At 74.5% G+C, this 23,324-nt stretch carries 16 protein-coding genes; 10 read left to right on the top strand and 6 right to left on the bottom strand.

Annotated features, from left to right (window positions below; all coding sequences use genetic code 11):
* Positions 1–79 precede the first annotated feature (79 nt).
* Complete coding sequence (gene msrA / locus V6V16_RS00655; RefSeq protein ID WP_334558469.1) at positions 80–742, bottom strand: peptide-methionine (S)-S-oxide reductase MsrA; 663 nt, start codon at positions 740–742, stop codon at positions 80–82.
* Positions 743–1,283: 541 nt separating this feature from the next.
* Complete coding sequence (locus V6V16_RS00660; protein ID WP_334558470.1) at positions 1,284–1,694, bottom strand: HIT family protein; 411 nt, start codon at positions 1,692–1,694, stop codon at positions 1,284–1,286.
* Between the two features lie 99 nt (positions 1,695–1,793).
* Here V6V16_RS00660 and V6V16_RS00665 point away from each other — a divergent pair, with 99 nt between their 5' ends.
* From V6V16_RS00665 to ilvA, 3 genes are read left to right on the top strand one after another with little or no spacing between them, the layout of a single operon-like run.
* Complete coding sequence (locus V6V16_RS00665) at positions 1,794–2,936, top strand: cystathionine gamma-synthase (protein ID WP_334558472.1); 1,143 nt, start codon at positions 1,794–1,796, stop codon at positions 2,934–2,936.
* Positions 2,937–2,952: 16 nt separating this feature from the next.
* Positions 2,953–4,350, top strand: a complete 1,398-nt coding sequence (locus V6V16_RS00670) for an amidase (RefSeq protein WP_334558473.1) — start codon at positions 2,953–2,955, stop codon at positions 4,348–4,350.
* 51 nt (positions 4,351–4,401) lie between these two features.
* Positions 4,402–5,622, top strand: a complete 1,221-nt coding sequence (ilvA, locus tag V6V16_RS00675; protein ID WP_334558474.1) for a threonine ammonia-lyase — start codon at positions 4,402–4,404, stop codon at positions 5,620–5,622.
* Between the two features lie 58 nt (positions 5,623–5,680).
* On the opposite strand, the gene greA is transcribed toward ilvA, so the two are convergent.
* Positions 5,681–6,178 (bottom strand): transcription elongation factor GreA, encoded by a 498-nt coding sequence (greA, locus tag V6V16_RS00680; RefSeq protein WP_334558475.1) that lies wholly within the window; start codon positions 6,176–6,178, stop codon positions 5,681–5,683.
* Positions 6,179–6,394: 216 nt separating this feature from the next.
* Positions 6,395–6,826: a DUF4307 domain-containing protein gene (locus V6V16_RS00685; protein ID WP_334558476.1), complete on the bottom strand. Its 432-nt coding sequence runs from the start codon at positions 6,824–6,826 to the stop codon at positions 6,395–6,397.
* A 190-nt stretch (positions 6,827–7,016) separates the two neighbouring features.
* On the opposite strand from V6V16_RS00685, the gene mca reads away from it, so the two are divergent.
* The 6 genes from mca to purE all read left to right on the top strand — a co-directional run bounded on the left by mca (position 7,017) and on the right by purE (position 14,824).
* On the top strand, positions 7,017–7,898 hold the full coding sequence (gene mca, locus V6V16_RS00690; RefSeq protein WP_334558478.1) for a mycothiol conjugate amidase Mca: 882 nt from the start codon (positions 7,017–7,019) through the stop codon (positions 7,896–7,898).
* 48 nt (positions 7,899–7,946) lie between these two features.
* Positions 7,947–8,240: a hypothetical protein gene (locus V6V16_RS00695; RefSeq protein ID WP_334558480.1), complete on the top strand. Its 294-nt coding sequence runs from the start codon at positions 7,947–7,949 to the stop codon at positions 8,238–8,240.
* 178 nt (positions 8,241–8,418) lie between these two features.
* Positions 8,419–10,950 (top strand): putative bifunctional diguanylate cyclase/phosphodiesterase, encoded by a 2,532-nt coding sequence (locus V6V16_RS00700; protein ID WP_334558482.1) that lies wholly within the window; start codon positions 8,419–8,421, stop codon positions 10,948–10,950.
* Between the two features lie 75 nt (positions 10,951–11,025).
* Positions 11,026–13,020 carry a thioredoxin domain-containing protein gene (locus V6V16_RS00705; RefSeq protein ID WP_334558485.1) on the top strand — a complete coding sequence of 665 codons (1,995 nt, stop codon included), beginning with the start codon at positions 11,026–11,028 and terminating at the stop codon, positions 13,018–13,020.
* A gap of 77 nt (positions 13,021–13,097) precedes the next feature.
* Complete coding sequence (locus V6V16_RS00710; protein ID WP_334558487.1) at positions 13,098–14,279, top strand: 5-(carboxyamino)imidazole ribonucleotide synthase; 1,182 nt, start codon at positions 13,098–13,100, stop codon at positions 14,277–14,279.
* Between the two features lie 53 nt (positions 14,280–14,332).
* Complete coding sequence (purE, locus tag V6V16_RS00715) at positions 14,333–14,824, top strand: 5-(carboxyamino)imidazole ribonucleotide mutase (RefSeq protein ID WP_334558489.1); 492 nt, start codon at positions 14,333–14,335, stop codon at positions 14,822–14,824.
* Between the two features lie 586 nt (positions 14,825–15,410).
* On the opposite strand, the gene V6V16_RS00720 is transcribed toward purE, so the two are convergent.
* On the bottom strand, positions 15,411–20,315 hold the full coding sequence (locus V6V16_RS00720; RefSeq protein ID WP_334558491.1) for an SCO7613 C-terminal domain-containing membrane protein: 4,905 nt from the start codon (positions 20,313–20,315) through the stop codon (positions 15,411–15,413).
* A gap of 163 nt (positions 20,316–20,478) precedes the next feature.
* Positions 20,479–21,906, bottom strand: coding sequence for a UDP-glucose dehydrogenase family protein (locus V6V16_RS00725; RefSeq protein WP_334558492.1), 1,428 nt, complete (start codon positions 21,904–21,906; stop codon positions 20,479–20,481).
* 248 nt (positions 21,907–22,154) lie between these two features.
* Here V6V16_RS00725 and V6V16_RS00730 point away from each other — a divergent pair, with 248 nt between their 5' ends.
* The gene (locus V6V16_RS00730) at positions 22,155–23,318 is read left to right on the top strand and encodes an acyl-CoA dehydrogenase family protein (protein WP_334558493.1); all 1,164 of its coding nucleotides are present in this window, start codon (positions 22,155–22,157) and stop codon (positions 23,316–23,318) included.
* Positions 23,319–23,324 lie beyond the last annotated feature (6 nt).

The raw sequence follows: 23,324 nt of genomic DNA on the forward strand, positions 1-23,324 counted from the left end.
CGAATCGGATCGGGCCCGCGGTGTGACAAACACCGCAGACCCGATCGCGACCGTCGTCGCCGTGGTCGTCGTCGCCGGCTCAGCCGGACGTGCGGGCGACGCCCACCGGGCAGCTCAGCCCGTTCGGGCCGTGGTTGCAGTACCCGTTCGGGTTCTTCGTCGGCGCCAGGTACTGCTGGTGGTGGTCCTCCGCGAAGTAGTACTCGCCGAGGCGCTCGATCTCCGTGGTGATCTCGCCCTTGCCGGCACGCGCCACGATCGGCGCGAACGCGTCCCGCGACGCCTGCGCGGTGGCGACCTGCTCGTCGGTGGTTGCGTAGATCGCCGACCGGTACTGGGTGCCCACGTCGTTGCCCTGGCGCATGCCCTGGGTCGGGTCGTGGTTCTCCCAGAAGACCTTCAGCAGGTCCTCGTAGCTGATCGTGGCGGGGTCGTAGACCACCTGGACCACCTCGGCGTGCCCCGTCATGCCCGAGCACACCTCCTCGTACGTCGGGTTCGGCGTGATGCCACCCGCGTAGCCGGCCGACGTGGTGAACACGCCCGGCAGGGTCCAGAACAGCCGCTCGGCGCCCCAGAAACAGCCCATGCCGAACACTGCCACCCGCGAGCCCTCCGGGAACGGACCCTTGAGCGGGGTGCCCAGCACCTCGTGCCGGTCGGCGATCGGCATGGCGATCAGGCGACCCGGCAGGGCCTGGTCGGGGGTGGGCAGTTCGGCCTTCTTGTGGCGCAGGAACACGGTGGGACTCCTCTCGTACCTCTCCCAGCGTGCAACACCGCCGGGCCCGCCTTCCTTACCCGCTCCACCCCCACTCAGGCGACGTCCGGCCGCCCGCCTCGAACCAAGCGCGCCGAGCGGGTCAGCCCGTCACGCGACTGCCACGCTGGGTGACACTGGTCGCGCCCCAGGCGTTCCTCGCTCGACCGCTTTGCTCTGCAGCCACATAAGCACCGGTGACCGACGGTGACGGTCCACGTCGAGGCGAGCAAAGCCGGACCCGACGTCGGCGCAGCTCAGGCCGGTGGTGCGGTTGTGGCTGCAGAGCAAAGCGAGCAAGGGAGGCTTGCCGACGCTGGCACCTGCGATCACGCACCGTCATCATGCGCGCCGTCACTCTCCGTCGCCGTCGTGAGGGTCGGCCGTCCTGAGCCGTGAGGGTCGGCCGTCCTGAGTCGGGTGGGCGCGCCGGCGCGCGCCGTGTCGCTTGCCGCGGCTCCGCGAGCGTGCGGGCGGTCGGTCGGCCGGCCGGCCGGCCGGCGAAGGCCGGCGACGCTCGGCGTCACCGGGCCGCGGAGACCCGGGCGGCGTAGGACTCGGCCTCGGCGTCGTCGGCGTAGCGGGTGCGGGGCCAGAAGAAGCCGCGCAGCCCGTCGCCCTTCGTCCGGGGCACCACGTGGGTGTGCAGGTGCGGGACGGACTGGGACACCCGGTTGTTCATCGCCACGAAGGTGCCGCCGGCCCCCAGGCCGGCCTCCACGGCCACCGCGAGCCGGCGTACCAGGCCGAAGTAGCCGGCCAGCGCCTCGGCCGGCAGGTCGGCCAGGGTGACCAGGTGGGCGCGCGGCACCACCAGCACGTGCCCCTTGAAGACCGGCCGGGTGTCGAGGAACGCCACCCCCTCCGGCTCGTCGGCGACCCGGAACGCCGGGACCTCGCCCGCCACGATCCCGCAGAACACGCACCCGCTCACCCCGGCAGGGTAATGCCACTCCCCGGCCGCCGTCGGAGGGCCGCGCCGTCGCGCGGGTTGTCCCGCCGCCCCCTCGCGCGGGCGGCTAGCCTCACGGGAATGAGTCACGGCTTCGAGACGCTCGCCATCCACGCCGGTCAGGACCCCGAGGCCCGCACCGGCGCGGTGATCCCACCGATCTACCAGACCAGCACCTACGCCCAGGACGCCGTCGGCGCGCCCCGCCTGGGCTACGAATACAGCCGTTCCGGCAACCCCACCCGCGACGCGCTCCAGGAGTGCCTCGCCGCGCTGGAGGGCGGCCAGGTCGGTCTGGCCTTCGCCAGCGGCCTCGCCGCCGAGGACGCCCTGCTGCGTACCGTCTGCAAGCCGGGCGACCACGTGGTGATCCCCGACGACGCGTACGGCGGCACGTACCGGCTCTTCGCCCGGGTCGCCCAGCGCTGGGGACTGGACTTCACCCCGGCCAAGGTCTCCGACCCGGACGCGATCCGGGCCGCCGTCGAGCCGGGTCGGACCCGGGTCGTCTGGGTGGAGACGCCCACCAACCCGCTGCTCGGCATCGCCGACATCGCGGCACTGGCCGGCGTCGCGCACGACGCGGGTGCCCTGCTGGTCGTCGACAACACCTTCGCCTCGCCGTACCTCCAGCAGCCGATCGCGTACGGCGCGGACGTCGTGGTCCACTCCACCACCAAGTACATCGGCGGCCACTCCGACGTGGTCGGTGGCGCGCTGGTCACGGCCGACGCCGGGCTGGGCGAGGAGTTGCGCTACCACCAGAACGCGATGGGCGCGATCAACGGCCCCTTCGACGCGTGGCTGACCCTGCGCGGGATCAAGACGCTGGGCGTACGCATGGACCGGCACTGCGACAACGCCGAGCGGATCGCGGCCTACCTCGACGGGCACGCCAAGGTCGGTCAGGTCATCTACCCGGGGCTGCCCAGCCACCCGGGCCACGAGGTGGCGGCGAAGCAGATGCACCGGTTCGGTGGGATGATCTCGTTCCGGGCCGCAGGTGGCGAGGAGCACGCCGTCGAGGTCTGCAACCGGGCCAAGCTCTTCGTGCTCGCCGAGTCCCTCGGCGGCGTGGAGTCCCTGATCGAACACCCGGGGCGGATGACACACGCAAGTGCTGCCGGCTCGCCGCTTGAAGTTCCCGGCGATCTCGTGCGACTGTCTGTCGGCATCGAGACGGTCGACGACCTGCTCGCCGATCTGGAGCAGGCGCTGGGCTGACCGCTGGTGAGGGAGGGTGGCCGTGCAGGACATCATGCCGACCTGGGTGGGGGCGACCGCCAAGCAGATCGCCCGGGGCGTACGTCGCGGCGACGTCACGGCCACCCAGGTCGTCGCGGACCACCTCGACCACATCGCCCGGGTCGACGCCGACCTCGCCGCGTTCCGCACGGTACGCGGCGGGGAGGCGATCACCGAGGCCGAGAAGGTCGACGAGCAGGAGGACCTGGCCAACCTGCCGCTGGCCGGGGTGCCGGTGGCGGTCAAGGAGAACACCCCCGTGGCGGGGCTGCCCACCTGGAACGGGTCGGCCGCGGTGCGTACGCCGGTCGCCGAGGCCGACCACGAGGTGGTCCGCCGGCTGCGCGGCGCCGGCGCGGTGATCCTCGGGGTGACCCGGATGCCGGAGCTCGGCCTCTGGGGCATCACCGACGACGAGACCGCCGTCACCCGCAATCCCTGGGACCTCCGGCGGACCCCCGGCGGCTCCTCCGGCGGCGCCGCAGCCGCGGTCGCGGCCGGCCTGGTGCCGATCGCGCACGGCAACGACGGCCTCGGCTCGATCCGCATCCCGGCGGCCTGCTGCGGCCTGGTCGGGCTCAAGCCGGGCCGGGGCGTGGTCCCGTGCCAGCTCGGCGCGGAGGACTGGTTCGGCCTCACCGAGCACGGCATGCTGACCAGCACGGTCGCCGACGCGGCGGTCGGCTTCTCGGTGCTGGCGGGTCGCCGCCCGGAGAAACTGGTGCCGCCGCAGCGGCTGCGGGTGGGCGTCTCGCTCCGCTCGCCGGTGCGGGGCGTGCACGCCGACGCGCCCAACCGGGACGCGGTGGCCGCCGCCGGTCGGCTGCTCGCCGGCGCGGGGCACGACACCGTGCCGGCCGATCCGGTGTACCCCACCGCGCTGGGCCTCCAGGGCATCGCCACCTGGCTCGCCGCGGCGGCGGCCGACGTCCGTGCCGCCGGGCTGGACCGGCGCGGCCTCCAGCGGCGCAGCCGCCGGCACGTCGCCCTCGGCGAGTGGGCGCAGCGGCGCGGGTACGTCCGGGAGGCCGACCGGGCCGCCTGGCGCGAGCGCTCGATCGGCTTCTTCGCCGACCACTCGGTCGACCTGCTGCTCACCCCGGCCCTGGCCACCGCGCCGCCGGAGGCCGACGGCTGGTCCGGTCGGTCCTGGCGGGCCAACATGCTGGCCAACATCCGGTACGCCCCGTTCGCCGCGCCGTGGAACATCGCCGGCCTGCCCGCGTTGGTGGTGCCGGTCGGCCGCCGCCCCGACGGCCTGCCGGTCGCCGTGCAGCTGATCGGCCCGCCCGGCAGCGAACTGCTGCTGCTCGGCGTCGCCGGCCAGTTCGAGCTCCAGGCACCCTGGGCCCGCCACGCCCCCAGCTACCCCCGCATACCCGCCGCCGTCTGAGAGGTGGCGTGCGCGCGTCGGCGCGGGGGGCGGGGGTGGCACGATCAGGGCATGACGGAACTGGTCGGTCTCGCCGACGTACGGGCCGCGCGGGAACTGCTCGCGGGCGTCGTCCGGACCACCCCGCTGGAGCCCTCCCGGCCGCTCAGCGCGGCGCTGGGCGGGCCGACGTGGCTCAAGTGCGAGAACCTGCAACGCGCCGGCTCCTACAAGGTGCGCGGCGCGTACGTGCGGATCTCCCGGCTCTCGGCGGCGGAGCGGGCCGACGGCGTGGTGGCGGCGAGCGCCGGCAACCACGCCCAGGGCGTGGCGCTCGCCGCCGGCCTGCTGGGCACGCACGCCACGGTCTTCATGCCGGTGAACGCGCCGCTGCCGAAGGTGGCCGCCACCAAGGGGTACGGCGCCCAGATCGAGCTGGTCGGCAACACCGTGGACGAGTCCCTGGTCGCGGCGCACAGCTACGCCGAGCGGACCGGCGCGACGCTGATCCACCCGTTCGACCACCGGGACGTGATCGCCGGCCAGGGCACGGTGGCCCTGGAGATCCTCGAACAGTGCCCCGAGGTTCGGACGATCATCACCGGCGTGGGCGGTGGCGGGCTGGTGTCCGGCATGGCGGTGGCGGCCAAGGCGCTTCGGCCCGACGTGCGGATCATCGGCGTGCAGGCGGCCGGCGCGGCGGCCTTCCCGCCCTCCCTGGTGGCCGGCGAGCCGGTGCGCCTCCCGGCGTTCGGCACCATCGCGGACGGCATCGCGGTCGGCCGGCCGGGAGAGATCACCTTCACCCACGTCCGCAAGCTGGTGGACGAGATCGTCACGGTCTCCGAGGAGGACATCTCCCGGGCGCTGCTGATGCTGCTGGAGCGGGGCAAGCAGGTGGTCGAGCCGGCCGGCGCCGTGGGCGTGGCCGCGCTGCTGGCGGGCATCGTCGAGGTGCAGGCGCCGGTCGTGGCGGTGCTCTCCGGCGGCAACATCGACCCCCTGCTGATGCTCCGGGTGATCGAGCACGGGCTCGCTGCCGCCGGGCGCTACCTGCGGGTGACCGTGCGCTGCTCGGACCGCCCCGGTCAGCTCGCGTCGCTGCTCGGCGAGATCGCCGAGCACCGGGCGAACGTGGTGGACGTGGAGCACCAGCGGGCCAATCCGCATCTGCGCCTGGGTGAGGTGGAGGTGGCGCTCTCGGTGGAGACGCGTGGCGTCGAGCACTCCGACACGCTGATCAGCGCCTTGCGGGCCAGCGGCTACCAGGTGGTCTTCGCCGGCGAGGCGTGACACCCGTGGGTGTCACGCCTCGCCGGGTCGCTCGTCGCCGCCCGACGGGCGGCGCGGGTCAGCCGGAGAACGGGCTGAAGCTGACCACGGTCACCTTGATGTCGGCCCCGCTCGGGGCCGTGTAGGTGCAGGTCTGGCCGGCCCGGCCACCCAGGATCGCCTGGCCCAGCGCCGACTCGGGGCTGTAGACCGTCAGCTCGGTGGTGGACGCGATCTCCCGCGAGCCCAGCAGGAACGTCTCGGTGTCGTCCTTGTCGTCGTCGAAGAAGATCGTCACGACCATGCCGGGCGACACCACGTCGGCGGCGGGCGCCGCACCCACCTTGGCGGTGCGGAGCAGCTCCTTGAGGTAGAGGATCCGCCCCTCGGCCTTGCCCTGCTCCTCGCGGGCGGCATGGTAGCCACCGTTCTCCCGCAGGTCGCCCTCCTCGCGCCGGGCGTTGATCTCGGCGGCGATGACCGGCCGGTTGGCGATCAGCTCGTCGAGCTCCCCCTGGAGCCGGTCGAATGCGTCCTGGGACAGCCAGGTGGCGGGCGCCTCGTTGCCAGTGGACACAGGCGTTCTCCTCAGTTGTGCGTGCTGGCTGACAGGTGAAACTCCAAGTTACCAGTGCGGTACGACACGGGGTGTGCGCGAGCGTCGGCGCTGCCGCCGTTCCCGGGCCGCCGGAAGGGGTGCCGGCGAAGGGACGGGTCCGCGTCGTGGCTGCTCAGACCGCGCGTCGCCGGCTCCGGTCGGTGGCCCGCCCGCTCCGGCCGGGCGGGTGGACGCTCAGGCCGGCCGGCAGCGCACCACCTCGCCGATGAAGGGTCGCGCCGTGGTGGTCAGCCGGTGCTGCGCGGTGACCTGCCGCTGGCCGGGTGGGGCGGTCACCGTCACCTGCTCGCGGGTCAGCTCGGCGCCGTCGCGGTCGCGGGCGCGCAGCAGGCAGACCGCCGACCCGCCCGCGGGCACGGTGACCCGGAAGTCGACCAGCACCTGGCTGTCGGTGATCCCGCCGTAGGTGATCACCTCGGCGTCGTAGTTCGGGTCGCCGTACTGCCGGTAGAGCCGCACCGCGACCAGGGTCATGACCGCGAGCAGAGCGATCACCAGGAGCGCGGTGAGCAGCGGTCGGCGCCGCCCGGCCTCCCGGCGGCGGCCGTACCGCCCCGGCGGGAAGGTCGGCGCGCGCGGCGGAAGTGTGGCGGGCGTCTCGGTCACCAGCGGGTATCTCCTGGCCTCGTTGTCGGCGGCATCGGCAAGAATGGCAGGGTTCCATCCTCCCAGCCCGTCCCTCGTCAAATATGACAGGTCGGCACCGGCGGGTTCCGGCGCGGGGGAGGATTCCGGCAGGTCAGCCGGGCGGTCCCGCGGGGGGTCCGCCGGCCGGCAGAGACGAGGAGCGCCGACGTTGGCAGAGCAACTGCGACTGATGGCCGTCCACGCACACCCCGACGACGAGTCGAGCAAGGGTGCCGCGACCATGGCGAAGTACGTCGCCGAGGGCGTGGACGTCCTGGTGGTGACGTGCACCGGCGGCGAGCGCGGCAGCGTGCTCAACCCGAAGATGGACCGGCCGGACGTGTGGGCCAACATCGCCGAGGTCCGCCGGGCGGAGATGGACGCCGCCCGGGCGATCCTCGGCGTCGAGCAGGCGTGGCTCGGCTTCGTCGACTCCGGCCTGCCCGAGGGCGACCCGCTGCCCCCGCTGCCCGAGGGCTGCTTCGCCCTCCAGGACGTCGAGGTGGCCGCCGGCCCGCTGGTGCGGCTGATGCGCCAGTTCCGTCCGCACGTCGTCACCACGTACGACGAGGAGGGCGGCTACCCGCACCCGGACCACATCATGACCCACAGGGTCAGCGTGGCCGCGTTCGAGGCCGCCGGCGACCCGGAGCGCTATCCGGAGCTGGGCGAGCCGTGGCAGCCGCTGAAGCTCTACTACGACATCGGCTTCTCCAAGGGCAAGATCATGGCGCTGCACGAGGGGCTGCTCGCCGCCGGTATGACTTCGCCCTACGAAGAGTGGATCAAGCGCTGGGAGGACCGCCCCGACAAGGGCCCCCGGATCACCACCCGGGTGGAGTGCGCCGACTACTTCCCGGTCCGCGACGACGCGCTGCGCGCCCACGCCACCCAGATCGACCCGGACGGCTTCTGGTTCCAGGTGCCGATGGAGATGCAGCGGCGGGCCTGGCCGACGGAGGACTTCGAGCTGGTCCGCTCGCTGGTCGACAGCCCGCTGCCCGAGTCGGACCTCTTCGCCGGGGTGCGCGAGACGGCCCATGCCGGCTGATCCGGCCGAGGGCTACCCTGGTCACCAACCGCACACCGGAGGAACGCCATGCTGACCGCCGCACAGGTGCTCGCCCAGAACAACTTCGGGGACACCCGCTCGGGTGGGCTGGCCGGGCCGATGGGCCTCTTCCTCATCCTCGTCCTGGCGACCGCCACCGTACTGCTGATCCGCAACATGAACTCCCGGCTGCGTCGGCTGCCCGACCGGTTCCCCCAGCAGGGCCCGTCGGACGCCCCCGGCCGGGCGGAGGCGGCAGTCGTCGATCCGACAGACGGTACTCCGGCGCACGATTCGCACACCGCCGCTCCCACCGGGCGCGAGCAGCGTCGCAACGGGTAATACGCGCATGATTCACGTCGAACCCGGTCGCCGCCCCCTGTTGCGGCCACCGGGTTTGCCTTAGCCTCTCGCCGGGGGACCAAGAGTTCCCGAGCCGTGCGCGGGAGGGGGCGCCGATGACCACCACACCAGCGGCGGCCCGTCGCACCCGCGGTCGGCCCGCCGGCGGAGGGAATCGGTGACCTCCGGCAGGGCCGGCGAGTCACCCGACCGGCTCGAATCCCGTGCCACCTCCGTACGGCTGCTCCTGCTCACGGCCGCCGTCGCGCTGACCGCCCTGGTCGCCGCCGCGCTGGGGTGGTTGGCCCCGGCCCGCCTCCCCGCCGACGACCCGCTCGGCGGGCCCGCCCGCTTCGGCCTCGCCGTCGCGGTGGTCGCCGTCGCCCAGCTGGCCCGCCTACGGTTCCGCAGCGCCGCCGGAATGGTGAGCATCACCTGGGGCGAGGCGGCGCTGATCATCTGCCTCTACCTGACGCCCGCCGGCTGGCTCCCCTCCGCCACGCTGCTCGGCGTCGGTCTCGCCTGGTCGGCCATGTCGCTGCTCGGTGACCGGCGCCCGGTGTCGGAGGTCGTACGGATCACGGCCTCGCTCACCGCCGCCACCGCGCTGGCCGTCTCGGTCACCACCGCGCTCGGTCACCCGCTGCTGACGCCGCCGACCCCGGCGCTCGCCCTGGCCGTGCTCGCCGGATCGGTCACCTACCTGCTCGCCACCGCCTGGCTCGGCGGCGCCACCCTGGCGCTTCGGCACGGCATCGCCGTCGCGCCGCCGCTGCTCGCCGCGCTGCGGGGCAAGCTGTTGATGTTCGTCGGCAACGTCGCCGTCGGCCTGGTCGTGGTGGCGCTGCTGGAGCTGGACGCGCGCTGGCTGCTGCTGCTCCCGCCGCCGCTCTGGCTGCTCCAGCAGACCTACCGCCACCGGCTCCGCGCCGACCAGGAGCACCGCAGCTGGCGGGCCTTCGCGGAGGCCACCGCCGCGCTCAACCAGCTCGACGAGCGGGGCGTCGCCACCGCCGCGGTGAGCGGCGCGCTGACCCTGTTCAACGCCGAGCTCGTCGACGTCGACGTGGCCCGCGGCGACGGCCGGTGGCGGCGCTACCGGGGCGACCCCGGCGGTCAGCTGGTCGACCGTGAGGTCGCGCCGCCCGGCCGGGCCGAGCCCGAGGAGCACGAGCTGGCGCGGGCCCTGGCCGTGGGGACCGCCCGGGTGGGCGAGCTGCGGGTCAGGTTCCCGCGTTCCGCGCCGCCCAACGCCCGGGAGCGCGACGCGGTGGCCGCGTTCGGCGACGCCCTCGCCGCCGCGCTGCACGATGCCGCGACCCACCGGGAGCTGCGGCTGGTCACCGCCCGTTCGTCGTACGAGGCGGTGCACGACCAGCTCACCGGGCTGGCGAACCGCTCCGCCATGCTCGGCAAGGGCGACCAGGCGCTGCGCCAGCTCGCCCACGACCACCCGGTGGCGCTGCTGCTGCTCGACATCGACCAGTTCAAGGAGGTCAACGACACCCTCGGACACGCCGCCGGCGACCAGCTGCTGCGACTGACCGCCAACCGGCTCGGTGCCCTCGCCCGCTCCGGTGACCTGCTCGCCCGGCTCGGCGGTGACGAGTTCGCGCTTCTGCTGACGTCGGTCCCGGTGCTCGGGGACCGGGCGGCCCCGATGGCGTACGCGCTGCGGCAGGCCCGCGAGATCGCCGAGCGGCTCGCCGCCCCGACCGAGGTGGCCGGGGTGCGGATGTCCGTCGAGGTCTCCGTCGGGGTGGTGGTGGCCGACGCCGGCACCGCCGACCTGACGGAGCTGCTGCGCCGGGCCGACATCGCCATGTACCAGGCCAAGGAGGGCGGCGGCAGCGTCGCCGCGTACGACGCCACCAGGGACGCCGCGAGCACCGACCAGCTGGCCCTGCTGGCCGAGCTGCGGGAGGCGCTGAAGACCGACGACCAACTCGTGCTGGCGTTGCAGCCGGCGGTCGACCTGGCCACCGGCGCCCCGACCGGGGTGGAGGCGCTGATCCGCTGGCGGCACCCGCGCCGCGGCTGGCTGGGGCCGCACGACTTCATCCGCCCCGTGGAGAACAGCGAGCAGCTCGGCACCTTCACCCGCTACGTGCTGGACAAGGCGCTCGCCGTCGCCGCCGGCTGGACCAGGGACGGGCTCGACGTGCCGATCTCGGTCAACCTCTCGGCACGCAGCCTGCTCGACCCCCGCCTGCCCGCCGAGATCGCCGACGCGCTGCGGCGGCACCAGATGCCGCCGGACCGGCTGGTCCTGGAGATCACCGAGACGGTGGTGATGAGCGAGCTGGAGGTCATCGACGAGGTGCTCGCCACGCTGCGGTCGATGGGCGTGCAGCTGGCGGTGGACGACTTCGGCACCGGGTTCTCCTCGCTGACGTTCCTCACCCGGATCGCGGTGGACGAGCTGAAGGTGGACCGTTCCTTCGTGATCCGGATGGCCGACTCCCCGGAGGCGGCGGCGATCGTGCGGACCACCGTCGGGCTCGCCCACGAGCTGGGGCTGCGGGTGGTGGCCGAGGGGGTGGAGACCGCCGAGCAGCGCACCGCCCTGGCCGAGCTGGGCTGTACGGCCGCCCAGGGCTACCACTTCTTCAAGCCCATGCCGGCCGACAAGATCGGGGCGGTGCTGAGCACCCTGCTCGACGAGGCCCGCCCGAACGTCTTCCCGCTGCGCGCCGACGGCGCCTCCTGACCGGGCGGGGGCTCCGGGGGGAGGGGCGGCGCCGGAGCCCCGGCGGGCGGGTCGGCGGCTGGTTATGGTCGTCGGGTGAACCGACTCGCTGACGCCACGAGCCCGTACCTGCTCCAGCACGCCGATAACCCGGTCGACTGGTGGCCCTGGTGCGACGAGGCGTTCGCCGAGGCGAGGCGGCGGGACGTGCCGGTGCTCATCTCGGTCGGCTACGCCGCCTGCCACTGGTGCCACGTGATGGCCCACGAGTCGTTCGAGCACGAGCAGGTCGGCGCCCTGGTCAACGACGACTTCGTGGCCATCAAGGTGGACCGCGAGGAGCGCCCCGACGTCGACGCCGTCTACATGACCGCCACCCAGGCGATGACCGGGCAGGGCGGCTGGCCGATGACGGTCTTCGCCACCCCGGACGGCACCCCGTTCTTCTGCGGCACGTACTTCCCCCGGCCCAACTTCGTCCGGCTGCTCGAATCGGTCGCCGCGGCCTGGCGCGACCAGCGCGACGCCGTGATCCAGCAGGGCGCCGCGGTGGTCGAGGCGATCGGCGGCGCCCAGGCCGTCGGCGGGCCCACCGCGCCGCTGGACGCCGCGCTGCTCGACGCCGCGGCCGACCAGCTCGCCAGGGAGTACGACGACACGAACGGCGGCTTCGGCGACGCGCCGAAGTTCCCGCCGCACATGAACCTGCTCTTCCTGCTCCGGCACCACCAGCGCACCGGCTCCCCGCGGAGCCTGGAGATCGTCCGGCACACCTGCGAGGCGATGGCCCGGGGCGGCATCTACGACCAGCTCGCCGGCGGCTTCGCCCGTTACTCCGTCGACGGGCACTGGACCGTGCCGCACTTCGAGAAGATGCTCTACGACAACGCGCTGCTGCTGCGGACGTACACCCAGCTCTGGCGGCTGACCGGGGACCCCGTCGCCGCCCGGGTCGCCGCCGAGACGGCCGCCTTCCTGATCGACGACCTGGGCACCCCCGAGGGCGGCCTGGCCTCCGCCCTCGACGCGGACACCGAGGGCGTGGAAGGGCTCACCTACTCCTGGACGCCGGCCCAGCTCGTCGAGGCGCTGGGGGAGGAGGACGGCCGCTTCGCCGCCGACCTCTTCGCGGTCACCGCGCAGGGCACCTTCGAGCACGGCACGAGCGTGCTGCGGCTGGCCCGGGACGTGGACGACGTCGCGCCTGAGGTGGCCGCCCGCTGGCAGCGCGTACGGGCCCGGCTGCGCGAGGTCCGCGACACCCGTCCCCAGCCGGCCCGCGACGACAAGGTGGTCGCCTCCTGGAACGGGCTGGCGGTGACCGCGCTGGTCGAGCACTCCGCGCTCACCGGCGACCCGGTCACCGCGGCGGCGGCCGTACGCATCGGCGAGGTGCTCGCCGAACGGCACGTCGTGGACGGGCGGCTGCGCCGGGTCTCCCGAGCCGGCGTGGTGGGCGAGCCGGCGGGCGTGCTGGAGGACCACGGCTGCGTGGCCGAGGCGTTCTGCGCCCTGCACCAGCTCACCGGCGAGGGGCGCTGGCTGGAGTCGGCCGGCCGGCTGCTCGACGTCGCGCTGGAGCGCTTCGCCGCCCCCGGAGGTGGCTTCTACGACACCGCCGACGACGCCGAGCGGCTGGTCACCCGCCCCGCCGACCCGACCGACAACGCCACCCCGTCCGGGCGCTCGTCGATCGTCGCGGCGCTGGTGACGTACTCGGCGCTGACCGGGGAGACCCGCTACCGGGAGGCCGCCGAGGCGGCCCTGTCGACCGTGGCGCCGATCGTCGGCCGGCACGCCCGCTTCACCGGCTACGCGGCCGCCGTCGGGGAGGCGCTGCTCTCCGGGCCGTACGAGATCGCGGTGGTCACCGACGACCCGACCGGGGAGCCGCTGGTCGCGGCGGCACACCGGCACGCCCCGCCCGGCGCCGTGATCGTGGCGGGTCCTTCCGGCCGGCCCGGGGTGCCACTGCTCGCCGACCGGCCGCTGGTCGACGGGCGGCCCACCGCGTACGCCTGCCGGGGTTTCGTCTGCGAGCGGCCGGTGACGGCGGTGGACGACCTGGTCGGCCAGCTCGCCCGGCGCTGAGGCGCACGGCTGCGCCCGTGTGCGATCGGCCATCCGGCGGCGCAGGTGACGGGGCGTCCCGATAGGCTGGCGCCGCTATGGATTCCCGTACCGGTCTGCCCGTTGTCGGCATGGTGGGTGGTGGCCAGCTGGCCCGGATGACCCACCAGTCCGCGATCGCCCTCGGCCAGTCGCTGCGCGTGCTGGCGCTGGCCCCCGACGACGGCGCGGCGCTGGTCGCCGCCGACGTGCAGTACGGCGACCACACCGATCTCGCCGCGCTGCGCGCCTTCGCCAAGGCCTGCGACGTGGTGACCTTCGACCACGAGCACGTCCCGACCGAGCACATCCGGACGCTGGCCGCCGAGGGCGTGAAGCTCTACCCTCCGGCCGACGCGCTGCTGCACGCGCAGGACAAGCGCGTCATGCGGGAGCGGCTGGGCGAGCTGGGCGCGCCGAACCCGGCCTGGCGGCCCGTGGCGGAGCCCGCCGACGTGGTGACCTTCGGCGAGGAGCACGGCTGGCCGGTGGTGCTCAAGGCGGCCCGGGGCGGCTACGACGGCCGGGGCGTCTGGCTGGTCGACGACGCCGCGCAGGGCGACGAGCTGGCGACGACCCTGCTCGCCGGCGGCACCCGGCTGATCGTCGAGGAACGCGTGCCGCTGCGTCGGGAGTTGGCGGTGCAGGTGGCCCGCTCGCCGTTCGGGCAGGTCGCCGCGTACCCGGTGGTCGAGACCGTGCAGCGCGACGGCATCTGCGTGGAGGTGCTCGCCCCCGCGCCGGGCCTGCCGGAGGAACTGGCGGTCGCCGCGCAGCAACTCGCCATCGACCTGGCCACCGCGCTCGGCGTGGTGGGCCTGCTCGCGGTGGAGCTGTTCGAGGTCGCCGACCCGGCAGCGCCCCCCGGCAGCCGGATCGTGGTGAACGAGCTGGCGATGCGGCCGCACAACTCCGGGCACTGGACGATCGAGGGTGCGCGGACGTCGCAGTTCGAGCAGCACCTGCGGGCGGTGCTCGACTACCCGATGGGGGACGCCTCGCTGACCGCCCCCGTGGTGGTGATGGCGAACGTGCTGGGCGGCGAGCCGGGCGGGATGTCGATCGACGAGCGGCTGCACCATCTCTTCGCGGCCGAGCCGGGCGCCAAGGTGCACCTCTACGGCAAGCAGGTGCGGCCGGGGCGCAAGATCGGGCACGTGACGGTGCTCGGCGACGACCTGGAGGACGTACGGGCCCGGGCCGCGCGGGCGGCCCGCTGGCTGCGCGAGGGGCACCAGTGAGCGCGAGAAGTGAGCTTGCGGGCCCCGCAGTCGCGAACGAGAGGCGGACACCGGTGAGCGTCGTTGGGCTGATCATGGGCAGCGACTCGGACTGGCCGACGATGAAGGCCGCCGCCGAGGCGCTGGACGAGTTCGAGGTGCCGTACGAGGTCGAGGTGGTCTCGGCGCACCGTACCCCGATCAAGATGATCGACTACGGCCGCGCCGCGGCCGACCGAGGGCTGAGGGTCATCATCGCGGGGGCCGGTGGCGCCGCGGCGCTCCCCGGGATGGTCGCCTCGGTCACGCCGTTGCCCGTGATCGGCGTCCCGGTGCCGTTGAAGCACCTGGACGGGATGGACTCGCTCCTCTCCATCGTGCAGATGCCGGCGGGCGTGCCGGTGGCCACCGTATCGATCGGCAACGCCCGCAACGCCGGGCTGCTCGCGGTCCGCATCCTGGCCGCCGCCGACCGGGTACTGCTCGACCGCATGGCCGCCTACCAGGCCGACCTCGAGCAGTTGGTCGCCGAGAAGGACGCGGCCCTGCGCGCCTCCCTGGCCTGATCTCCGCGCCTTACACCGCCCGGCCCTGGCCCCGCTTCCCCTCCGCCTGCGCCGGCAAGGGCTGATTCCGCCGGCCGGGCGCCCGGCTGCCGAGGGAGAGGAGTGGCCGGGTGGTTCCTTGACCGCTGCCCGGCGTGCGCCGCGCTCGACACTCATCGCTGTCAGTGACGGGACGCTGATGTTGCTCAGCGTCACCGAGGGCGGCTCGGAGAAACCTCGCCCCGCCGCCCCTTTGCTCTGCAGCCATCCACGCACCGGTGAGTTGAGCTGGACGTTTCTCCGATGAGTCTCAGCCGAGGCCGTCATTGTCTCTGACGCATGGTGACTGTTGCGTCGGTGGCTGCAGAGCAAAGGAGACAGGTGGGTGGTGGTCGCGCCGCGCCGGTCACCACCGTCTGTAGTCGCTGGGTCGGCGTTGCTGCGGCCCTGCCGTCGCCAGGGGCATCGGGGGCCGGCCGTGCCGCGCCCGCAGGCGGTGGCACCTGCCCTCGACCGCCCGCGTCCGACCACGAGACGTTGCGCCCTGTCGGTCCGGGACTTCCTGGCCACCGTCCGAGCCCGGCCTGCGCGGGGCGGCCCGCCGGTGTCAGCGCATGCCGCGCAGGGCCGTCTGGAGGCGTTCCTGGGCGCGGCGGCGGCGCTCGTTGCTCGCGCCGAGCACCAACAGCAGGATGCCGACCGGGATCAGGGCCAGCCACGGCCCGAGGCTGAACAGCGCGTGTACCGCCGTGATCGCGGTGACGGCCGCACCGATGATCACCGGTGCCTGCTGTTGGCTCATCGAGCCGAAGACGAGCACCGCGACGGCGCCGAGCAGCAGCAGCACCTGGCGCAGGGCGCTGGAGTCGGTGGCCAGCACGATCGCCAGGGTCGGCACGAAGGCGGCGATCAGCGCCGGCCCGTACGCGACCCAGCTGCTCAGGTCGGGCCGGCGCCGCAGCTCCAGCACGCCGACGAGCAGCGCGAGCGCCGCGAAGGGCAGCGTGTAGGCCTCCGGCAGCGCCACGTCGGCGACGCGCATCAGGATCCACCAGGCGGTGATCTCGCAGACCACCACGGCCCAGACCAGGATGCGTCGTTCCACGGGACGACGCCGCGGTCGGGTCGCCGCCACGCCGAGGACGGCACCCCATCCGGCCAGCAGCGCGGCGATGTGCCGGGGCGAGTCGAAGGCCAACGCCAGGGCGATGAGGGCGGCGGCGTACCCGCTCCACTCGACCGTGGCCGCCTCCCGCTGGGCCTCGGGACGACGCAGCCGGGGCAGGGTCGCGGCGAACACCTGCAGGGCCGCGCCGACCGCGAGTACGCCGAACGCGGACCAGACGGCCGCGAGGCCGGCCACGAGTCCGGCGGTGAGCACGAAGAGCTGCGCCATCAGCGAGGCGAAGAGCCAACCCAGGATGCGCGCCCGCTGGGTGGTGCCGAAGAGCGCGGCCACGGCGCCGACGCCGACCCCGCCGCCGAGCGTGAACAGGGTCAGCTCCCGGGTGGCGAGACCGCCGACCAGGCCCGCGCTTCCGGCGGCCAGCCCGATGGCGAAGACGAGCACCCGGGTCAGCCGCAGGGAGCGGGCCCGCTCCGCGAGCGGCGGAGGCGGGGTGAGCGCCAGACCCAGCATCGAGATGGTGAACACGGCGAGCGCGGCCAGGGTGCCGGCCGGCCAGCCGTTGCCGAGCGACACCGGCGTGATCAGCAGGGTCACGGCGGCGCCCGGCAGCACCACCGGCACGGCCCGGGAGCGCCGACCGCCGCTGAAGCCGGTGGCGGCCAGCGCGGCGGTCGCGGTGAGCAGCAGCGCGGTCAGCACGTGGGTCGCGTCGACCGCGTCCGGGGGCGGGGTGAGCAGCTCCGGCGGTGGACCCTGCCAGACCCGGCCGAGGCTGCGGTGCGGGTCGACCAGGGCGACGACCAGGGACGGCGCGACCGAGAGCAGCGCCAGGACGGTGGGCAGCGCGGCGGCGGCGATCGCACCGGCGGCAGGGCTTACCCGCCAGCGCCGCTGCGTCTCGTCGCCCGGCAGCCGTCGCAGTGCCCCGTCGAGCAGCACCGCCCAGCGCCGTACCGGCTGGGCGGCTCCGATCGGTGGCTCGGTGGCTCCCCGGACCAGCTCGGCCAGCACCCCGAGCAGGGCCGCGGCGGCGGCGTAGACACCGACGGGCAGGCCGGTGGGGACGGCTGCCAGGGCGCTCACCGTGGCGCCGCCGGCCACCGCCGCGCTCGTCCAGGGCAGGTACTGCGGGATTCGCCGCCGCGCGGCGGCCACCGCCGCCAGGCCCAGGCTCGACGCGGCCAACGCGGCGGTCAGCACCACCTCCGGTGTGTGGTGGAACTCGGCCGCCAGCGCCGCGACGGCGCCGGGGAAGGCGAGCAGGGCCGCGCCGGCCGCCGCGCCACCGATCTGCGCCAGGTGCGGCGGCATCCCCTCGGTCTCGACGTCCTCCACCAGGGGCGCGGCCAGCGACCGGGCCAGCGCCGCCACCACGACGCCGATCAGCGCGATACTCCCGAGCGCCAGCGCGGTGGTCCACGGCCGGACCAGGCCCGCCCCCGCCGCGTGCAGGGCGACCACACCGGCCACGACCGCGCGGGAGAGCCCGGCGCGGGGGTCGACCGCGGCCACGGCGGCCATGCCGAAGACGGTGGCGACCATGCCGCCGACGAGGACGGGCGACCACCACGGCAGGTCGAACGCGGCCGGCGCGCCGATCGTGGCGAGCACGGCCGCCGCGCCCGACACGTCGTACTTCCAGGGCGGCGGCAGCAGGACCGCGGCGGCGACGCCGAGCAGGGCGAGCGCGACCGGCGCCTGCCACGTCGAGCCACCGGTCGGCCCGGCCGGCCAGCCGGTCAGGTCGCCGGCCCAGATCGCCCCCGGGGTCGCGAGCACCCCCAGCCCGCCCCGCAGCGCGCTCCAGCCGGCCAGCAGCCCGATCAGCACGCCGCCGGCGGCGATGCCGAGGATCGGCCCGCGTCGCCAGTCCTCCGGCATCGCCCGGGCGCCCACGGCCACCACCAGCACCAGCCCGGCGGCGACGGCGAGCTGCCCGCCGGGGGCGAGCACGGCCGCGATCCGGGCCAGGGTGGCGATCAGGGCGGCCGTCACCGCCGCGGCGGCCAGGTCGGAGCCGTCCAGGTTCAGGTCGGCGCGCCGGCCGGCGTCGATGGGACCGGCGAAGACCACCATCGCGGCGGCGACCAGCAGCAGCCCACCGACCCAGGCGTCGGCCGCGGTGGCGCCGGGGGCCCCGAAGGCGGCGGCGGTGACCGTGATCGCGCCGAGGGCGGTGCCCGCCGCCAGCGGTGTCGGAATGTGCCGCTGGGAGACCTGCACGATGGCGGCGTAGCCGAGGGTGGCGCAGACCGCCAGGAAGCTGGCGGCCAGCACCGGGACGGTGACCTCGCGCAGGCTCGCCGGGGTCGGCGTCGGATCGGTCGGCACGGTGGCGGCCACGAAGGCGGCCACCGCGCCGGGCAGCGCGAACGCGGCACCGCCGGCGGCCCAGGCCGAGACGGCGTCGGCCGCCGCCGGGGCGAGCCGCATCCGGGGCGCCACGGCGACGAGGACCCCGGCGGCGAAGAGGGTGAGCAGGACCGCGGCGGTCAGCGCCGGCCGGGCCAGGGCGGCGCCCGCGCCGAACAGGCCGACACCGGCGGCGGCCGCGGCGTGCGCCAACGCCGCCCGTTCGGTCCGGGCGGAGAGCCCGACGACCCCGATGCCGACCGCCGTCAGCACCATCGGCCAGGGCGCCACCGCCCAGCCGAGGCCGAACGACGCCGGTACGGCGAGCGCGGTCAGCGCCGCGCCGACCACCGCGAACTCCCGGCGGATCTCGGGCGGCAGGGCCAGCACCGCGGCCACGGTCAGCAGGAACGCGCTCGCGGCGAGCTGCCAGGCGGCCGGCCCCACCGCTGCCGACAGCTCCGCCGGGTAGCGGTCGAGGTCGGCCGCCCAGGCCGGCAGCGCGGCGCGGACGGGGGCGACGCCGGCACGCAGGGCGCCCCCGGCGACCACCACCCCGCTGACCGTGAGCGCCACCGCCGAGGCGAGCTGCGGCCCGCGGCGGGCCGCCTCCGGGACCGCCCGGACGGCCAGCCCGGTGAGCGTGATGACCGCCGCGATCAGCAGCAGCGCCCGCCCCGGGAACGCCACCGAGGCGATCCGGCTCAGCGTGCCGATCACGGCGAGGGTGAAGATCCCGGCGCCCAGGTCGGGCAGCGGCGGCCGGCGCAGCGCCAGCGTCCCGGCCAGCCCCGTGGCGGCGGCCAGCAGCAGCGTCAGCCCCGCCCCGGTCGCGGCCGGCACGGTGCCCGCGCCCAGCAGGGCCGAGACGGCGTACGCGAGCGCCACGGCGACCGCCACCCCGTGCAGCACCCAGGTCAGCTCGCGCAGCACCGGCACCGGTCGTACGGCGGGAGCCCTCTCCTGCGCCGGCAGGGCGCCGTCGAGCACTTCGCCGGCCTCCTCCGGCGCTCCCTCCGGCCGACCGTCGGGGCGGCGCTGAAGGGGGGCCGCCGGGGTGGCCGAGGGCTCGGGCAGGTCCCGACGGACCGGCCGTTCCAGGGTGACCGGAGAGCGTGCCAGCCAGAGGTCGAGCACGGCGACCGCCGTCAGCACCAGCGCCCAGCCGCCGGGCCCGGAGATCAGGTCGTACGCGAGCAGCGGCAGCACGGGCTGGGCGGCCAGCACGGTCGCGAACCGGGGCGTGCGCAGCCCCGTCCAGCCCGCGTAGCCGAAGGAGACACCGGCGGTGACGGCGAAGATGACCCCGGCGAAGACCGCGCCCGAGGCGCCGCCGTTGCCGATCCGGTCGACCGCCCAGAGCGCGTAGCCGGCGAGCGGTAGCAGGAGCAGGCCGACGGCGGAGATGGTCTCGGCGGTCGAGGTGAGCCCCCGCCGGGCCAGCACCGGCGGGGCGAGCAGCATCAGCACGGTCGCGATCAGCAGGACGCCCAGCCGGGCCAGCGCGTCCATGGAGCTGGTGGCCACCGCGGCGAAGACCACGGCGGCGACCCCGAGCAGCAGTGCGCCGAGCCCGAGGGGGATGTTCTGCACCTCGCGGGAGGATGCTTCCGGCGGGTGCTCGGGATCGTCGGCGTCGAGCCAGGAGGCGGTCGTCCGCGGGGGCGGGGGTGGGTCGTCCGGGCCGGCCGGGGCGCCCTGACGGGGCACCCGGGGCGGGGCTCCGGTGGCGGCCGTGGGCGGTCGGCGGCCCGGCCGGCGGCGCAGCACCCGGCGCGGGCGGGTGGCCTGCTTGACGCGTTCCTCACCGGCGTGCGCGAGGATGTCGCGCTGGAAGAGCGCGGCCTGCATCTTGGCGGCGATCTGCCGCTGCTCGCTGGCGATGGCGGCCTCGCGGGCCTTCATCTCCGCGATGGACCGCTCGATCTCCGCCAGGTGCTCGAGCCACTGTGGCTGGTGCGCACCGCAGTGCGGGCAGCTGACGGCCGGTTTGATCTCCCGGCCGCACGAGGAGCACTGAAAGCTCGCCACGACATTCCTCCACCCGCACTGTGGACTCCCACCCTGGCAGCATGCCCAATGTGCGCGCGGATTTCGACAGTTGTCGGCGGGTCCGGGGCAAAGATCGTCCACGCGGACGGCGAACGGCCGGTCGCGGAGCGTGCTCCACGACCGGCCGCCGGCCCCTCGATCGTCAGGGGCGACCCATGCCCCGGTACTCCCAGCCGGCCTGCGTCCACAGTGCCGAGTCCAGGCAGTTGCGCCCGTCGACCACCTTGCGGCCGGCGGCCAGCTCGCCCAGGGCCACCGGGTCGGCGTTGCGGAAGTCGGCCCACTCGGTGAGTACGCAGACCAGGTCCGCGCCGGTCACGGCCTCGTTGATGCCGGGCTCGTAGACCAGTTCGGGGGCCACCGCGCGGGCCCGTTCCATGCCCTGCGGGTCGTAGACGTGCACGTCGGCGCCGGCCTTGCGCAGCAGCGCGGCTACGGCGAGCGCCGGCGCGTCGCGTACGTCGTCGGTGTTGGGTTTGAAGGTCGCGCCGAGCACGGCGACGCGGGTGCCGGAGAGGTCCGGCCCGGCCGGCCCGGACCGGCGGCCGAGCAGCTCGGCGGCGAGCTGGACCACCCGGGTCCGGCGGCGCATGTTGATCAGATCGACCTCGTGCAGGAAGCGCAGCGCCTCTCCCGCGCCGAGTTCCTGGGCGCGGGCCTGGAACGCCCGGATGTCCTTGGGTAGGCAGGCGCCGCCGAAGCCGAGCCCGGCCTGGAGGAAGCGGTTGCCGATGCGCGGGTCCAGGCCGATGGCCCGGGCGAGGTGGGTGACGTCGCCGCCGGAGGCCTCGCAGACCTCGGCCATCGCGTTGATGAAGGAGATCTTGGTGGCCAGGAAGGCGTTGGCGGCGACCTTGACCAGCTCGGCGGTGGCGAAGTCGGTGACCACCAGGGGCACCTCGCGGTCCTCGGTGGCGGCCAGGTCGAAGACGCCCTTGTGGGCGGCGTAGAGCATGCCGTTGGCCCACTCGCTCTTGACGCCGACCACGATCCGGTTGGGCCGCAGCACGTCGTCGACGGCGAAGCCCTCCTGGAGGAACTCCGGGCTCCACGCCACCTCGACGCCCAGGTCGGCGGGGGTGTGCTTGCTGACCAGCTGCTCCACCCACTCGGCGGTGCCGACGGGCACGGTCGACTTGCCGACGATCAACGCCTTGCGGGCCAGGTGCTGGGCCAGGCTGGTGACCGACGCCTCGACGTACGACAGGTCGGCGCCCATCCCGTCGGCGCGCTGGGGCGTGCCGACGCAGATGAAGTGCACGTCGCCGAACTCGGCGACCTCGGCCATGTCCGTGCTGAACCGCAGCCGTCCGGCGGCCAGGTTGCGCTTGAGCAGCTCGTCCAGGCCGGGCTCGTGGATCGGCACCTCGCCGGCGTTCAGCATGGCGATCTTGTCCGCGTCGACGTCGAAGCCGAGGACCTCGTAGCCCAGCTCCGCGTAGCAGATGGCGTACGTCGCACCGAGGTAGCCGGTGCCCAGGAAGGTGACCCGCGGCCGCTGGGCGCCCGAGGGGGGCGTCACCGCGGCGATGGCGGGCACCGGCTGGGTGTTCGGGTACGGGATCGTCACGCCTGTCTTCTCCGCTCGCGCTGGCGCCGCGTCGTCGCGTCGCGTTCTGCTGCGGCGCCTGGGCGGGCACCGGACGGACTCTACGTCGGTCTGTTCCATCATCGCCGGGCGGCGTCGGCGCTCGTCACGTCAGAGGCTACGCGGCGGTAACATCACCTGAACCGGGGTCGCTATCCTTCAGTCTGCGCCGTCGGCGGTCAGGAGACGCTACAGACTGCGCATGATAGCGGTGAAGGGGAGGGGCCGACATGGCCGCAGAGCAGTCGTTCGACGTCTACCGGTTGCCCGAGGAGCACGAGGCGATCCGGGAGGCGGTCCGTGAGGTCTGTGCGGCCAAGGTGGCGCCGCACGCCGCCGAGGCCGACGAGACCGGTGAGTTCCCGAAGGCGTCCTACGACGCGTTGCGGGCCGCCGACTTCCACGCCCCGCACGTCCCCGTCGAGTACGGCGGCGCGGGCGCGGACGCCCTGGCCACGGCCATCGTGATCGAGGAGGTGGCGCGGGCCTGCGCCGCGTCCTCGCTGATCCCGGCGGTCAACAAGCTCGGCACCATGCCGCTGCTGCTGGCCGGCTCCGAGGAGCTCAAGCGCCGCTACCTGACCCCGGTCGCGGCGGGCGAGGCGATGTTCTCGTACTGCCTCTCCGAGCCGGAGGCCGGCAGTGACGCCGCGTCGATGACCACCCGCGCGGTGCGTGACGGTGATCACTGGGTGCTCAACGGCGTGAAGCGCTGGATCACCAACGCCGGGGTCTCGGAGTACTACACCGTCTTCGCGGTGACCGACCCGTCGGCCCGGTCGCGAGGCATCTCGGCCTTCGTCGTCGAGAAGTCCGACGCCGGGGTCAGCTTCGGCGCACCGGAGAAGAAGCTCGGCGTCAAGGGCTCGCCGACCCGCGAGGTCTACCTGGACAACGTCCGCATCCCCGCCGACCGCATGATCGGCGCCGAGGGCACCGGCTTCGGCACCGCGATGAAGACCCTGGACCACACCCGGGTGACCATCGCCGCGCAGGCCGTCGGCATCGCCCAGGGCGCGCTCGACTACGCCAAGGGGTACGTCCAGGAGCGCAAGCAGTTCGGCAAGGCGGTCGCCGAGTTCCAGGGCGTCCAGTTCATGCTCGCCGACATGGGGATGAAGCTGGAGGCGGCCCGGCAGCTGACGTACGCGGCGGCCGGCAAGTCCGAGCGTGGCGACGCCGACCTGACCTACTTCGGCGCGGCGGCCAAGTGCTTCGCCTCGGACGCGGCCATGGAGATCACCACCGACGCGGTGCAGCTGCTCGGCGGCTACGGCTACACCCGGGACTACCCGGTCGAGCGGATGATGCGGGACGCCAAGATCACCCAGATCTACGAGGGCACCAACCAGGTGCAGCGCATCGTGATGGCCCGTCAGCTGCTCAAGGGCTGACCGGCG

It is taken from the genome of Micromonospora sp. CPCC 205561, from assembly GCF_036906775.1.
Classification (GTDB): domain Bacteria; phylum Actinomycetota; class Actinomycetes; order Mycobacteriales; family Micromonosporaceae; genus Micromonospora.